The organism is Gracilibacillus thailandensis, from assembly GCF_010994055.1.
Lineage (GTDB): Bacteria > Bacillota > Bacilli > Bacillales > Amphibacillaceae > Gracilibacillus > Gracilibacillus lacisalsi.
This window is the reverse complement of record NZ_WJID01000044.1, coordinates 42,460-57,183: the sequence shown is the minus strand read 5'-3', so window position 1 is coordinate 57,183 and position 14,724 is coordinate 42,460. Positions and strand designations below refer to the sequence as shown.

Sequence of the window (14,724 nt, the reverse complement as noted above, 5' to 3'; positions counted from 1 at the left end):
CCTTGAGGTGGGAGTCTTCTCGCCTATTGCTGATAAAATGGAGGGGTATAATTGTTTGCTATCATTTCTATTATTATGCTTTTTATTCTATTATTCGTTGTCGATAAAATCCGAAATCAACAAAAACGGATCATGAAACAAAATCAGGAGATCATTAGATTGTTAGAAGAGAACGATAACAAATAGACGAAATGGGGAATTCATATGGAATGGTATCACAATAACTATGTGGTAAGTGATGATAAAGAATTACTCGATCTGGATACCATTTTTACACTTTTGCAACCAACATATTGGGCAAATGAGCGAAGCAAAGAAACGATCGCGCACAGCATAGAGAATTCATTTTCATTTGGGATTTACGAAAAAGATAAACAAATTGGCTTTGCTCGAGTTGTATCTGACCAAGCCGTTTTCTCCTGGATATTAGATGTTGTGATCGACTCGGAATATCAAGGACGCGGGATTGGTTCTTTTTTGATGCAATGCATACTAGAACATCCCCTGCTTAAAAATACGAAATTTGCTTTAGCTACTAAGGATGCTCACCGATTTTATGAGACTTTTAACTTTACAGAGCGGCCATGTATGGTACGAAGAATGGTAAAGGAAGAACAGTAAAGATGCAGGAATGGTTTTTTACTGTAATGGATGAGTTTGGATATCTCGGTATTATGTTTTTAATAGCATTGGAGAATATTTTTCCGCCTATTCCCTCGGAAGTCGTGTTAACTTTCGGTGGTTTTTTCACTACGATATCTTCCTTACATATAGTTGGTGTCATCCTTTCCTCAACTGCAGGTTCTGTTCTAGGCGCAATTGTATTATACTTGATAGGTATGCTACTGAACGTTCAACGCTTGGAAAAGATCGTCGAAAAATGGGGACACCTTCTCCGTATCAAAAAGGAAGACATCTACAAGGCTGATGCTTGGTTTGATAAATATGGCTATTGGACGATCTTCTTTTGTCGATTTATCCCTCTAATTCGCAGTCTTATTTCTATTCCAGCCGGGATGGCTAAAATGAATGTGACGCTATTTTTAATCTTTACCGCCTTAGGAACCCTGATCTGGAATACTATCTTAGTTTTATTGGGGGCATATGTCGGGGAATCATGGGAAGATATTGTCTATTATTTTGATATTTATGCTAACCTTTTCTATTTGCTTATTTTCCTTGGTGCTTTATTTTTTATTATTCGTTTATTACGGAAAAGAAGATGAAATAAAGCCATCCTTACTCTATGGAGGATGGCTTTATATAGCTTAATTCGGCAGTAATTTCTTCGATAATAAACGTAGTATCAACCATAAACTTATAGATATCAAAAATGGTATAACAAATCAACCAGGTAAAACCACCATCCAATATAAAAAATACAGGCTAACCACAAAGAGAAACCAACTTAATATATAACACGTACTTGAAAGGAATTCGAATAAGGCAGCCATTGTTCAAATCCCTTCCTCTCTTAGTTTTTCCTTTTAATGATATAACCATTATCTATTTTATCGAAGCCCACTTTTGGATAATAATCCATTGCAGCTGGTGCTGATAACAGAATCAAAGCAACTTGCTCATTTAGTTCTGCTTTAACCTGTTCTATCAGTTCTTTACCAATTCCTTGATGCTGATAAGCTTCATCTACAGCTAAATCGGACAAATAGCAGCAATAGCTGAAATCAGTCAAGCCTCTTGCCACCCCTACTATTTTTTCCTGATCCCAGGCAGTGACTAATACATTAGCATGATCAAGCATTTGTTGTAGACGATCAAGGTCATCATAAGGTCTTTTTATGCCTGAAGCTTGAAACACTTCCGATAAATCTCTCGGCGTTATTGTTACATCACTTTTATACATAATATGATTCATAGCACACTCTCCCATTATAATGTAATACTTGCTTTTGTTGTCGCATTAGCAGTGAAATAGAGGACTTGATGATCGTTACTTAATTCTTCGATCATCTCTAACACTTTTTCTTTTCGATTAGCATCAAAATGTACGAACCCATCATCAATTAAAAAAGGTAGTGCTAATCGGTTTGCCATGACATGACTTAATGCAAAACGAAGGGCAATATATAATTGATCTTTAGTTGCCTGTGATAATTCGATAACTTCAAAAACAAAACCGCCTCTGTCTTCTACAATCACCGTTTCATTATCTTCTATATATATGTGCTGATACCTACCTAATGTCAATTTGCTAAAATACTCACTAGCTTGCTCAAACACTTGAGGCATATATTTTTGTGAATAAGTTGATTTTGCTTCCGTTAAGTTTGATAATGCCACATGATAAACAGCCCATTGTTTTGCTATTTCTTGTAATTCTTCTTGTTTGATGGCCAGTTGATGCTTGAGAATCGAGGTATCCTCATTTGCCTCCAGCATCGCAATCGTTGCCTTTTTGTCACTTAATAACGCTTGCTTTTCTTTTATTTGCTCAGTAGTTTCGTTGATTACTTGTTTACACTCTTCTAATAAAACCTGTAACGTCTTTTCCTCATCAAAATCTCCCTCAGCTATTCGCTTGATTTCCTCTTCTGAAAAAAGGACAGCTAAGCTATCATATAACTGAGTATGTTTCTGCTGCAGGCGATCAAGTTCTTCTTTCCGTTCTCCTTTTTCGATAAAGGCTTCCTCTGTATCCACTTCTGCCTTGTGCAATAACAGATTAATTTCCTCTTGGTACGGTTTTTGCTTCTCTAGAACAGTATCCAGCTGTGATTGCCATTCTGCTCTTCTCGTTTGGAGCTGCTGATGCTTTGTTCTTTTTGTCTGCTCCTTCTCCATATTTGATTCTAAATCATCCGTATCTATTTCTAGGATATCAATAGCTCGTTGTTTTTCCTTTAACTGCTCGTGAAGATCACTTATTTCTGTTTCTAATCGTTGTATCTCCAAGAGCTTTTCTTTTTGCGTGATCACCTGTTGATAAAGCCTTGGCCAATAAGTCAATTCTACATTAGTTAAGAAAGGATACTGCTGCTTTTGATCGGAAATTTTTTGTTCGATTTGCTCGATGCGTTCTGTTAAAAACGAAAATCGTTCTGCTTGTTTTAACTGTTCATTTTGATATTTTTGTACATCTTTATCCATTTCGGATAATGATTGCTGGAGCTCTGTTTGTTGCTCGATAATCCGCTCCCGCTCCTTAATTTCAGCTTGAGATAATACAACGACCTCTTTCAGATCAGGCTGTAACCATTGTTTAACTGCCTTTCCATATAGCCTAATTGCGACATTTTGACCTACAGCCAGAATAAGAGTGACAACCACCCATAGTAAATCAGTTACCAAGAAAAGCCCTACTGCTAGTAGGAACCCGATAAGGATAACGAGATTAGATACTTTCAATTGTTGTTGAAATGTTTGCTGCCATTTACGATATTGTTCTTGTTGTTCTGCTCGATTTGCTTGTGCAATCTCCTCTTGATATTGTTTGATCTTATCCTGACTCAGCAATGCTTTTTGCAGTTGTTCTTTTTCCTTCAGCAATTCCTGTTTTATTCTGCCCGTAGAGGATTTGTCGTTTTCGACATACTGTTTTTCCAAGGATAATTTCTCACGCTGATTCGCTAAATCAGCCCATGCTTCTTCTAGATAAAAAGGAAGTTCTGTCTCCCGTAATTGTTCAATAGTCAGGTTAATCTGCATATTTTCTAACTTGCTGATCATTTCATTTTCGATTTCTTTGATGCGTTTTCCGATTTGTTGGATATCTGCCTCAATTTGGTTCATTTCATATTGTATCTTTAACCCACGTTCGACCGTCTTAAATTTTTGATCAGGCATCAGCGCCAACTGGCTTATCTGCTGCTCCACTTCGTTTAGATTATTACGCAGCACCTGCTCTTCACTTTTTAATGGTAAGAGCGAGTCCTTCCATTCATTCAGACGCTTTAATCCTTCAACCGGAAACGTAATAGTTGCATCTTGTCTTTTTAATTGAGCAGTGGTGAAATAGTAATCCTCGATTAAAGCATAGTGTGTTAACCGTTTTTCAGCTTGTTCCTGCCTTTGGATGGTGTTACTTTTAGCTTGTTGTAGTTGGATTAATTGCTCGTCTAACTCTTCTATTTCTGTTAATTGTTGCTGATACTGACTTTCCTTCTCTTTCGCTTCGGTTAATTTCTTCTTGAGATCTGCTAGCTCTTGAAAAAGTTGATTAATCTCCGGCTTTTTTCCATACGGTTTAAACAGGTCTGCCAACGTTTTTTCCAAATTTTTTTCTGCATAATAGATCCGATCTGACCCTGTCATACCTACCGCTAATAAGACTTCATGCAGAGATTGATTGTCAAGATCTTGAATTTGCTTGAGGTCATGGGCATCAAATGTATAGATTGATTGGAATTCCTTACGATCGATCCCTTGCAAAGCAGATTTTAACCATTCTTCATCCATCTGTGTTCCGCTCTCACCATATATGATCGCCTGATTTTTATGCTTGCCTTGTACTCGTTCTATCGTGACAGTTTGGTTCGCAAGCCCGGAAACAGTAAGCCTCCCACCTACAGTTGATCCTTGTTTCGGTGTGAAACGTTCTATCTGTTTCGATTTCAAGCCAAACAAAATGTATAAAATAAATTGTCTCAAAGTTGATTTGCCCGATTCATTATCCCCTGCAATTTCAATAGGACCGTCTTGCTCGAGAGAAAAATGCTGATCAATCCATTTTCCAAAACCATATATATGTATGCTTTCTATCCGCAAGACTTATCCCTCCTTTTCATGCAGTAATTGATCTAAAAGATATTCTGCTTCGTGCAGGATTTCCGTTTGATCATCACCATCTAATTCTCGCAGCCATTTTCTTCCTTCTCCATGCTGCCATAACGGGCTGATTGTCTGCTCCAGATTTGTTTCTTGAAAAGCAGTTGCTAACTCTTCCAAAAAACGACCGCCATGTTGCCATTCAGAACGTTTAGCTGCCATGTTCCATTTATAACCGATAATATAGCTATGCTTTAATTCCTGATTCAAATAGGTAATCATTTCTGTTATCTGGCCATTAGTGAACCAGACTTCCTTGTCTTCCGCTACTTGCGAAAAAATGAACTGGATTAATGTTTTTCCTGTTTTCCATTGATTGGAGATTTCTATTAGCTGTTCCGTCACACTCGGAAGATCTGTCCAACCACTGGCATCTACTGGTACTTTTTCAAAGCTAATAGGAGATAGAGGTAGAAATTCAAGCTTTGCATTATTTTCAGATAAGGTGACAAGGTAGCAACCCTTTTCCCCTGTTTCTTTCGTTGACCTACCTTGGATATTCCCTGGATAGACAACTGGCGGACTTTCCGCTACTATTTCGCGCTTATGTATATGCCCTAGTGCCCAATAATTAAATCCAGCTTCTTTCAGTTCTGTCAGTTGAAAAGGAGCATAACTTGCATGATCCTGGTTGAGTTCATTTCCAATACTTCCGTGTAACGTAGCGATATGAAAACAATGATCGACTGTTTTCTCGTACTCTTTCGTTTTGTTTTCCACTACTGCTCTATTTTCATAACTAAAGCCATAGATTCTCGCTTGAACTTGTCCATCTTTGATAAATGGGAAGGATGTAACCTCTTCTTTATCAAAAACATGTACATTGTCCGGGTAGTTACGCGGAAAGGACTGACTGTTCAAATAATCATGGTTACCGTAAGAGAGGTATACCTTAATCTGTTGTTCTTGTAATCTTTGAAAAGCTTTCTGTAATGCCATATGCGCTTGCATGCTTTGTTCTTCCTGGTCAAAAATATCTCCTACTAAAAGGACAAAATCTACTTGATGTTTGATGGCTTGTTCGGTGAGATTTTCTAAGGCTTGAAATGTACTTTGTCTAATATCTCTTAATAGTTCAGATGGAATGTCTTTCAAGCCTTTAAATGGACTGTCTAAATGCAAATCCGCACAATGAATGAAAGAAATTTCTTTTTTCATCATCCTTCACCTTCTTCCTCCCTCTATTGTAGCAGAGCATAAATAAGAATGCACGTTCGATTTGTCATTTTTATGGAATTTTATGTTAAACTTTAAATATGGGGGTGACGTGGTGGTATGTCTGTTAAATTAGTGAAGCCAATGAAAATGTTAACGAGAGAATATCAGGATTTTTACTTAGAGTGGAAAAAAAGCGGTGAGAAAATGATACCTTGGGTCATCGAAAAACATCCTGATGATATGGATCGTTTCCTGCAATTTATTAATGATCACGAACAAGGAGTGAACTTACCTGATGGATGGGTTCCTGATTCTACTTTTTGGTTAGTTAGAGAGAAAACGATTATTGGCGTTGTCAATATTAGACATCAATTATCAGAAATACTTCTTTCCATTGGAGGTCATATCGGTTATGGTATACGTCCGAGTGAGCGAAAGAAAGGTTACGCGACCAAAATTTTGGAATTGGCGTTACTTGAAGCTAAAAAGATAGGGATTACTAGAGCACTTGTTACTTGTGATGCTGACAATATCGGTTCTCTGAAAGCTATTTTAAAAAATGGCGGAATAGAAGATGCAGATTATATGGAAGATGACGGTAATGTAGTGAAAAGATTTTGGATTGAAACATGAACAAGGAGTCCTTTCTATTTTCGGACTCCTTGCAACAATCATATTTTTTTAAATCTCACGATTCATTTTCGATAGCTTCATTAAATTCTTCTCTCACAACTTTTGATGGGTTTGTTGGGGTTCCAAAAATAAGGCTGACAATAATGATTGCAACTGTACCCAATGCAAACCCTGGTACAATTTCATATAAATCAAATATTCCTCCTTCAAGCTGCTCCCAAACAATTACCGTTAAAGCGCCTACCACCATTCCGGCAATCGCTCCACCTACCGTTGTCCTTTTCCAAAACAAACTCAATATGATAATCGGACCAAACGCTGCTCCAAATCCTGCCCATGCATATTCGACTAAATCAAGAACTTGGCTTTCAGGATCTTGAGCGATCAGGATCGCAATAATCGCGATGATAATGACTGCAATTCTCCCTATCCATACTAATTCTTTTTGACTGGCATTTTTTCTTATAATTCCCTTATAGAAGTCCTCTGCAACCGCACTAGAGGATACTAATAATTGTGAATCAATTGTACTCATAATCGCAGATAAAATCGCAGCTAATAAAATACCTGCAACCCATGGGTTAAACAGCTCTTGTGTGAAAGCTATAAAGACTGTTTCCGCATTATCTAACGGTGTGTCGGCAAAATAGGCAATCCCAGCAAAACCGGTAAAAATCGAACCATATAAAGCAAATACCATCCATGACATTCCTATAAATCTGGCCTTTGGGATTTCTTTAGTCGATTTTACGGCCATAAACCTTGTTATGATATGTGGCTGTCCAAAATAACCTAGCCCCCAAGCTAATAACGAAATAATACCAATGGCCGTGGTATCTGTAAATGCGTTCAGATATCCCGGATCTATGCTCCCCACTTGACTAACGACCTCATCCCAGCCACCTGCAGCGTTAATGGCTACAATTGGTACAATAATTAATGCTAAAAACATTAGGATACCCTGGAAAAAGTCTGTCCAGCTTACTGCTAGAAATCCGCCTAAAAATGTATAAGATATAATGACAATGGCTCCAATCCATAACGCAGATTGATATTCTATTCCAAAGGACTGTTCAAATAAAATAGCTCCGCCGACCAGTCCTGCTGACGTATAAAATGTAAAGAATATCAAAATAACCAGAGCAGAAATAACACGTAGAATCCGTGATTTGTCTCGAAAACGATTTTCTAGAAAGTCTGGAATAGTAATGGAGTCTTTGGCAACTTCGGTATAAGTCCTTAACCGTTTCGCTACAAATTGCCAATTCAAGTATGCCCCTACTGCTAAACCAATCGCAAGCCAGATTTGATTCATACCACCTGCATACATGGCGCCTGGCAAACCAAGCAAAAGCCAACTACTCATATCAGAAGCTCCAGCACTTAGGGCTGCTACACTTCCACCTAAATTTCGGCCACCTAAAACATAGTCGGAAAGGTTGTTTGTTAAGCGAAAGGCGATAATTCCAATAACTAACATTCCGACTAAATAAACGATAAACGTGATTAACGTAACACTATCCATTATTTACTCTCCTCTTTCTGTAAAAAAGGTGATTAACGATAAGAGAACAACGGATAACATTGGGACTAATAACCACCCCCACGTTGCTACATTGATTGTTTCCTGTCCCATCAAGATCACCACCTATGTTGATTATGTATATATAGTGTCTGTATTGCTTTACTATATATTCAAAAAAAGTCATTTTATCATATGTAAGCCAATGTAAACAATGGTAGGATGATTTGAATTATAATATTCAGAATATTTCCGATTTTGGTCTGGTATGATATTATGGTAAAAAAATAATAAGGGAGGTCGATTACTTGACCCATGATTCTGTAAGAAAATCTCTTTATTTGAGACAGTTAGAAGCACTTATCATCCGACTCTCACCTCATGATATTCCTCAAGATTTGGAAAATGCATATGGCAGAGAATTATCGGGTTATACCGGTGAAAAGCAATTACCTTATCATTTGCATATGGTGCAAAAGGAAAAAATGCTCTTGTACGGTATCCGGTTACCTTGGCAAAAACATTATTTCCAAATGGACAACCTATCCTTTTTCCTAAAGAAAATCTTCATTTGTGAAGTCGAACACCTAAAAGGCAAGCTATTCATTAATGAAGCAGATCAATTAGTCCAAGAACATGAAGATGGAAAAATCGAAATTTATGATCATCCACTTTTACAAGCTAAATTCCAACAAGAAAAATTAGAAGCGCTACTTACTTTACACGGCTTCTCTTTTCCCCCGATTCATCCAATCGTTGTTTTTACTCACCCGAATGCCAACCTTAACTTTAAGCATCCTGATATAATACCTGTTCAGCAATTGCCTCTCAGAATCAAACTTTTCCTCCAAGAACCAACAGCTAACAACGAATATAACTATACTGAGTACAGACACCTCATTAATTTCATTTCAGCCCATCATCAAGAACGAAAAGTAAACATACATGAAAAATTTAAGATAGATCTTCGAAAAATAGTACGAGGTGTATTTTGTCCATCATGTCAGAATGTAAAGGCAATAAGGATTTATGGAACTTGGCAATGTCCTAAATGTGGTATTAAAGACAAAATGATGCATGTCCATGCGCTTAAAGAGTGGGCATTGATCTTCGGTCCAGTAATAACTAATAAACAGGCCAGATGGTTTTTAGACGGCATATCAATAGACCTGACGAAAAGATTATTAAGACAATTAAACTGTCCATTTGTCGGGAGTTATCGAGATCGGAAATATGACTTAACTATACTATTAAATTAAAGTGACACTTCTATGAGTTTTCTGGCAACTTTGGTTGGTTTACTGGCAACTCTCTCGACCTTTCTGGCAACTTCGACCGGTTTACTGGCAACTCTCTCGACTTTTCTGGCAACTTCGACCGGTTTTCTGGCAACTTGGACAACTAACAAATTTGTAAAAAGCTATTTCGCTCGTTGCGAAATAGCTTCCTCTTTTTTTATTCTTTTTTCGATAGTTGTAATGCTTTTTTGAAGTCTTTTAATGAGGTGGATGTGCCGTACATGAGTACGCCGCCTCGATATATTTTGGCTCCTAAAATGGCAAATACTACAATCGTTGCAATTAATATGAGAATACTTAATCCCACTTCCCAGAATGCGATATCCAGTAAGCCGACCCGCAGGAACATTGCCATTGGCGAGAAGAATGGGATATACGATGAAATAACGACAAATGTTGATTCCGGCATACCTAATCCGATCATGGAAATCATAAAGGCAGCTATAATTAAAAATGTAACAGGAGTCATCAATTGCTGGACATCTTCCGTTCTACTTACTAATGACCCTAACATTGCTGCTAATGTCGCATATAAGAAATACCCTAACAAGAAGAAAACGATCGCGTATACAAATGTAGAAAGACTTACATCAGATAGTCCGAAAAACTCAAAGAAATCACCAATCAGTTCATCTTGCTTCTGCATAATAACGAAGTAACCTGTCCCTAATAGAACAACCATTTGGGTTAGACCTACTAAGCCAATTCCGAAAATTTTAGCAAACATTTGACTGACTGGGGAGGAACTTGAAATTAAAATTTCCATTACTCTTGATGTTTTCTCGTTGGCTATGTCCATCGCAATCATATTTCCATACAAAATGACCGCCATATATAGTAAAAATAAGATCGCATATACTAGGCCTCGCGCTCCGCTTAACTCTTCTTCTGTTTTGACATCACTAGCGTCACCGTTACCTGTAGCAATTAATTCATTCTCAAAAGAAATTGGTTCATAGATCGAAGCAATAACAGCAGGATCAATACCTGATTGATTGGTTGCCATCTCCACTTTTATTTGTTGTAATTGGCTTTCTAATATATTTTGTGCAGTTTGATTAGTATAATCTCTACTATAGTAAGTAGCTTCAGGTAATCCTTCTTCCGATTCGCTGATATCCAATACAGCAATAAATCTTTCTTCTCCTACTGCATCCTTGGCCTCTTCTAGTGTCCCGTAAAATTGCTCTAATTCAAAATCGGCTTCCGTCCGTGCTTCCAATTGTGAGTAAACTTCCGCTTGTTCTGTTACAACTGCAACTTGATCTACCTCATCTGAATCAAACATTTCTATAAATGATTGAACATTCGACATTAAAACAATTAACGCTAGAATGATAGCAGTGGTGATAATAAATGATTTTGACTTTATTTTTGATAAATAAGTATGAGAAAAGACAATCCAAAATTTATTCATATGACTCACCAGCTTTCTCAATAAAAATGTCATTCAGACTTGGTTCGTCCAATTCAAATTTACGGATAAAACCTTTGCCTGATATTTCTTCTAATACGCTTTGGGAGACATTTTCATTTTCGATTTGACAAAGAACACCATCGCTAAAGTATTTCACTTTAACAACGCCAGCAACATTTTCTAAAAAGGATAGGTCAAAATCCGCTTGTATTGATAAATTCTTCTTACCGAATGATCGTTTAATTTCACGAAGATCGCCATGTAAAATCGGTTTACCATGCTGCATCATGCATAAATGCTGACATAATTCTTCTACATGCTCCATCCGGTGTGAGGAAAAGACGATCGACGTTCCAGTGTTTTTTAATTCAATTACCGCCTTTTTTAACAATTCGACATTAACGGGATCCAAACCGGAGAAAGGTTCATCCAAAATAAGCAGCTTTGGTTTATGTATCACAGCCGATATAAATTGGATTTTTTGCTGATTCCCTTTCGATAATTCTTCTACTTTTTTGTCCATATACTGTGGAACTTTTAAATAATCCAACCAGCTAGTCAATTCATCTAATACTTCTTTCTTTTGCATCCCTCGTAATTTTCCTAGATAAATTAATTGATCACGAACCTTTAATTTAGGATACAAACCTCTCTCCTCTGGTAAATAGCCAATTTGATCACTTTTACTGTAATCGATTGTTTCTCCATTCCAAGTAATAGATCCAGATGTTTGATCTAATAAATTGAGGATCATTCGAAATGTCGTTGTTTTTCCTGCACCATTTGCACCAAGAAAACCGAATATATTCTTTTCAGGTATCTCAATCGATAAATCATCAACAGCGGTAAATGATCCAAATCTTTTCGTAACATTCTCTAATTTTAACGTCACATTCTTTCACTCCTTCCAATTAGTATTACGGTAGTAACAAGCAAAAAGTTTCAAATAAAAATGAGCTACAGCAAAATACTGTAACTCATGATGTGTTGTTATTGTTGTTGTGCACCATATAATTCTTCTAATGGTTTTGTGATAATACGGCTAATATCATTAATCAAAACATTGACACGTTGTTCTTGCTCCATTAGTTTGGAAATGTCTTCATGCTGTTGGACAAGCTCCACAACTTGTTTTGCCTTTTCAACTTCCTCTTCGGTAATTTCCTCACCTTGCATTTGTTTCTGTTGTAATTCTAACTGCGTGTTACGGAAATTGTCGAACATTTGCTTAGAATTCGGATCTTCCATTACTTTATCATAAGCAGCTTTCAAATCCTTGAATTCGTCGCTTTCCTGAATTGCTTTTTCAAGCTCATTTGCACTGTCATAAACGTTAGACATAAAATAAAATCCTCCTAAAATAGTTACGTCATTCATAGGTCGCTATACCTTCATGTATATGTTCCTACATGTACTTTACCACTATAACAAAGATTTAAACGACGATAAAGAGAATCGCCTGAATTAACCCAATAAATCCACCTAATAAAGCACCTAAATAAGTAATCAGTTTAAATTCTTTTCGAGAAATCGATAAAATGATTTCCTCTATCCGCGAAGTTGGAAAGGATGCTACTTGATTTTCGACCATTTTCTCCACTTCTAAATGTTGCAACATATTCGGCACACTATCTGACAATTTGCTAAATAACTGCTCGACTAGTAATGGTAGTACCTTTTCCTCTATTTGATTGGCAAAAGGGGTTACTATCTCCTGAATGGGCTTGTCTAACCATTCCTCTGCTGGGACATTTTCATGAATCAATTCGCGCAGTAACTGTTGTGTTTCTTTTTTGGCAAACAATGGTTCGATAAGTTGAACTTCCTGGTGTAAAAGGTTTTGCCACTCATTTTGGACTGCTTGCAGAATCCACCTGCTCCCCTCTTCAGAACGTAAATAATCCGTTACTAATCGCTGGATTTTCAACGCTAATTCATCGCTACTGAACATCGATAACACCATATTTCCTAGAAAACCTTTGGATTCAGCATATTGTTTAATGACTGCTTCTATCTTGTGATGCGTTTCTTCATTATTTAATAAATCAATTCCTTTATCACGTAAAAAAATGGATGTCTTTTCTAGTTCTTTTTCTGATATCATTTGACCAAGCCAAAGCTTAAACGGTTTTTGTTGATTTTTTTGCAGAAAGTTATGAACTTGGTCGATTACTTTATCCGCAATCAATCTTTTCACATGATCAGAATTGATGTTTAGTTGAAACTTGTCTGATAGTTGGCTAATCGTGATCGATTTGGCCAGGAAAAGCTGCCACTCTTTGTTTATCTTTTGTTGTACTTGTTGTTTTAATCCTTGGTCCTGCAATTTTAATTGAATACTATCGATCGTTAGTAAATGATTGACAACCAATTGTCCAAGTTGTTTCGCTAATTGATCACGCCTTTTCGGGATAACACCCGGCGTGAATGGTACCTTCCATTTACCAATATATATTGCCTGATAAGGCCGAAACAGCATCTTAATAGCCACAGAGTTGGTTAATCCACCAATAAAACTGCCAATGACCACCAAGAAAAGTATTATAATAAGGTTTTCCACCCTTCTTTCCACCTTTCCTCTTTGTAAAGTATAGTACACCTTCCTGCTGCATATAATGAATTAGCCTACATGAAGAAAGCAGGTGTCAACATGCGACAGACATTCCGAATAATAGCCTATCCTAATGACAAAAATAGAATGATTGTCCCTACCGAGGCTTACTATCATTTAAAACAGATGTCTATGCTACAGCATGGCTTACAACACATTCCGTGTGATATCTTAAGCCATCATAACAGAACAAACACGATTTATCTTTCTTCTTCGATCATGAAGCAATTTCATTTAATCAATCATGCACCAATCATTTTGAATACCGATACAAATACCTGCCACATAAACTATCTCTTTGGTGTATTCAGTCATTGCTCTCCACAGCAATCATCCTATCAAAGATTATATCAAGAAATGGCTAGAGTCGGGCATTCTCTTGGATTTGAAACGATTTTTTTCTCCTATCATGACGTTCATTTCCAAACAAATAGCTTAACAGGAATTGTTTGGCAAGAGCAGGAGTGGAAAACGATTGAAACAGATATACCACCCGTTATATACAATCGTCTACCTAATCGAAAAATCGAATCACATAAAAAGGTACAAAAAATAAAACAGTATTTGACCACAAACTCTATTATATTTAATCCCGACTTTTTTAACAAATGGCAAGTATATGATAATATTATGAATCATGAACGAATCAATTATCTTCTACCTGGTACCACTTTCCATCCTTCGATTCAGACCATTCAACATAAGCTTTCCCAGCATCCAGTTACACTAATGCCATTGAAAGATGATGATAGCAATCATTTCTATATAGAAGAAGTGGGAGACCTTCTATTTGTAACGCACAATCATAACAGTCGACAATATTATCAAGACCTTGAACAGTTTAAACAAGCGTTATTTCCTAATGGCTTCCGGCAATATGTATTACAGGACGCAATAGATTTGATCCAACATCAGGGTGATTCCTTTTACCTAAGAGTGCATACAAACAAAACAAAGCAATGGCAAGTGACCTTATTATATGGAAGAAAAAATACTGGGAATGAAATATTTGATTTAGACACACTGAACTTAGGAAGAAACACCATCAAAAAAGTAAAAGAATTAGCCATCGTTTTAAGCAAGCTATTGGAAAATATGTTATCTGGTACGATTGGAGAGTTGGGATTTGAGATCGGTATCGATAAGGAAAGAAGACTTTGGTTAATAGAAGTTCAAGCAAAACCTAGTTGGCAAGTATTTTATCATCCTGCTCTTGCAGCTAAAACACAAGCGTATTTCACTTCTTTATTTGAGTTCTCCTTAAATGTTGAATGATTTTCACCTTTTGGTTCAAGCTATG

General features: G+C 36.9%; 14 protein-coding genes. 6 read left to right on the top strand and 8 right to left on the bottom strand.

Features of this window, described 5'->3' with window-relative positions; all coding sequences use genetic code 11:
* Positions 1-51: 51 nt before the first annotated feature.
* The 3 genes from GH715_RS21795 to GH715_RS13685 are packed head-to-tail and all read left to right on the top strand — an operon-like array spanning position 52 to position 1,226.
* Complete coding sequence (locus tag GH715_RS21795) at positions 52-186, top strand: hypothetical protein (protein ID WP_267463680.1); 135 nt, start codon at positions 52-54, stop codon at positions 184-186.
* Between the two features lie 18 nt (positions 187-204).
* A complete protein-coding gene (locus GH715_RS13690) occupies positions 205-621 on the top strand; it encodes a GNAT family N-acetyltransferase (RefSeq protein WP_153835736.1) in 417 nt (138 codons plus the stop codon).
* A 2-nt stretch (positions 622-623) separates the two neighbouring features.
* Positions 624-1,226, top strand: coding sequence for a DedA family protein (locus tag GH715_RS13685; protein WP_153835737.1), 603 nt, complete (start codon positions 624-626; stop codon positions 1,224-1,226).
* Between the two features lie 248 nt (positions 1,227-1,474).
* Here the strand turns inward: GH715_RS13685 and GH715_RS13680 are convergent, their stop codons facing one another.
* Genes GH715_RS13680 through GH715_RS13670 form a run of 3 tightly spaced genes read right to left on the bottom strand, consistent with a single transcriptional unit; the run spans position 1,475 to position 5,943 of the window.
* Positions 1,475-1,876, bottom strand: a complete 402-nt coding sequence (locus GH715_RS13680; protein ID WP_018933676.1) for a GNAT family N-acetyltransferase — start codon at positions 1,874-1,876, stop codon at positions 1,475-1,477.
* Positions 1,877-1,890: 14 nt separating this feature from the next.
* Entirely contained in the window at positions 1,891-4,725 is a 2,835-nt protein-coding gene (locus GH715_RS13675) for an ATP-binding protein (RefSeq protein WP_153835738.1), read from the bottom strand.
* A 3-nt stretch (positions 4,726-4,728) separates the two neighbouring features.
* Entirely contained in the window at positions 4,729-5,943 is a 1,215-nt protein-coding gene (locus tag GH715_RS13670) for a metallophosphoesterase family protein (protein ID WP_163578661.1), read from the bottom strand.
* Positions 5,944-6,060: 117 nt separating this feature from the next.
* Here GH715_RS13670 and GH715_RS13665 point away from each other — a divergent pair, with 117 nt between their 5' ends.
* Positions 6,061-6,576 carry a GNAT family N-acetyltransferase gene (locus GH715_RS13665; RefSeq protein WP_153835740.1) on the top strand — a complete coding sequence of 172 codons (516 nt, stop codon included), beginning with the start codon at positions 6,061-6,063 and terminating at the stop codon, positions 6,574-6,576.
* A 55-nt stretch (positions 6,577-6,631) separates the two neighbouring features.
* On the opposite strand, the gene putP is transcribed toward GH715_RS13665, so the two are convergent.
* Positions 6,632-8,101 carry a sodium/proline symporter PutP gene (putP, locus tag GH715_RS13660; RefSeq protein ID WP_153835741.1) on the bottom strand — a complete coding sequence of 490 codons (1,470 nt, stop codon included), beginning with the start codon at positions 8,099-8,101 and terminating at the stop codon, positions 6,632-6,634.
* Between the two features lie 305 nt (positions 8,102-8,406).
* On the opposite strand from putP, the gene GH715_RS13655 reads away from it, so the two are divergent.
* Positions 8,407-9,357: an NERD domain-containing protein gene (locus tag GH715_RS13655; protein ID WP_153835742.1), complete on the top strand. Its 951-nt coding sequence runs from the start codon at positions 8,407-8,409 to the stop codon at positions 9,355-9,357.
* A 196-nt stretch (positions 9,358-9,553) separates the two neighbouring features.
* Here the strand turns inward: GH715_RS13655 and GH715_RS13650 are convergent, their stop codons facing one another.
* From GH715_RS13650 to GH715_RS13635, 4 genes are all read right to left on the bottom strand, one after another.
* Positions 9,554-10,813, bottom strand: coding sequence for an ABC transporter permease (locus tag GH715_RS13650; RefSeq protein WP_153835743.1), 1,260 nt, complete (start codon positions 10,811-10,813; stop codon positions 9,554-9,556).
* Positions 10,806-11,705, bottom strand: coding sequence for an ABC transporter ATP-binding protein (locus GH715_RS13645; RefSeq protein WP_163578660.1), 900 nt, complete (start codon positions 11,703-11,705; stop codon positions 10,806-10,808). Before GH715_RS13645 ends, GH715_RS13650 begins: the two co-directional genes overlap by 8 nt.
* 98 nt (positions 11,706-11,803) lie before the next feature.
* Positions 11,804-12,154, bottom strand: coding sequence for a YlbF/YmcA family competence regulator (locus tag GH715_RS13640; RefSeq protein WP_018933668.1), 351 nt, complete (start codon positions 12,152-12,154; stop codon positions 11,804-11,806).
* A gap of 94 nt (positions 12,155-12,248) precedes the next feature.
* The gene (locus GH715_RS13635) at positions 12,249-13,373 is read right to left on the bottom strand and encodes a DUF445 domain-containing protein (protein WP_153835744.1); all 1,125 of its coding nucleotides are present in this window, start codon (positions 13,371-13,373) and stop codon (positions 12,249-12,251) included.
* Between the two features lie 90 nt (positions 13,374-13,463).
* Between GH715_RS13635 and GH715_RS13630 the strand changes: the two genes are divergently transcribed.
* Entirely contained in the window at positions 13,464-14,699 is a 1,236-nt protein-coding gene (locus tag GH715_RS13630; protein WP_163578659.1) for a YheC/YheD family protein, read from the top strand.
* The last annotated feature ends 25 nt before the right edge of the window (positions 14,700-14,724 follow it).

What these genes read in the sequence shown, in the direction of transcription:
- GH715_RS13630 (WP_163578659.1), top strand. Translation starts at nt 13,464, where the DNA reads ATGCGACAGACATTCCGAATAATAGCCTATCCTAATGACAAAAATAGA.
- GH715_RS13670 (WP_163578661.1), bottom strand. Translation starts at nt 5,943, where the DNA reads ATGAAAAAAGAAATTTCTTTCATTCATTGTGCGGATTTGCATTTAGAC.
- GH715_RS13690 (WP_153835736.1), top strand. Translation starts at nt 205, where the DNA reads ATGGAATGGTATCACAATAACTATGTGGTAAGTGATGATAAAGAATTA.
- GH715_RS13640 (WP_018933668.1), bottom strand. Translation starts at nt 12,154, where the DNA reads ATGTCTAACGTTTATGACAGTGCAAATGAGCTTGAAAAAGCAATTCAG.
- putP (WP_153835741.1), bottom strand. Translation starts at nt 8,101, where the DNA reads ATGGATAGTGTTACGTTAATCACGTTTATCGTTTATTTAGTCGGAATG.
- GH715_RS13665 (WP_153835740.1), top strand. Translation starts at nt 6,061, where the DNA reads ATGTCTGTTAAATTAGTGAAGCCAATGAAAATGTTAACGAGAGAATAT.
- GH715_RS13685 (WP_153835737.1), top strand. Translation starts at nt 624, where the DNA reads ATGCAGGAATGGTTTTTTACTGTAATGGATGAGTTTGGATATCTCGGT.
- GH715_RS13650 (WP_153835743.1), bottom strand. Translation starts at nt 10,813, where the DNA reads ATGAATAAATTTTGGATTGTCTTTTCTCATACTTATTTATCAAAAATA.
- GH715_RS13680 (WP_018933676.1), bottom strand. Translation starts at nt 1,876, where the DNA reads ATGAATCATATTATGTATAAAAGTGATGTAACAATAACGCCGAGAGAT.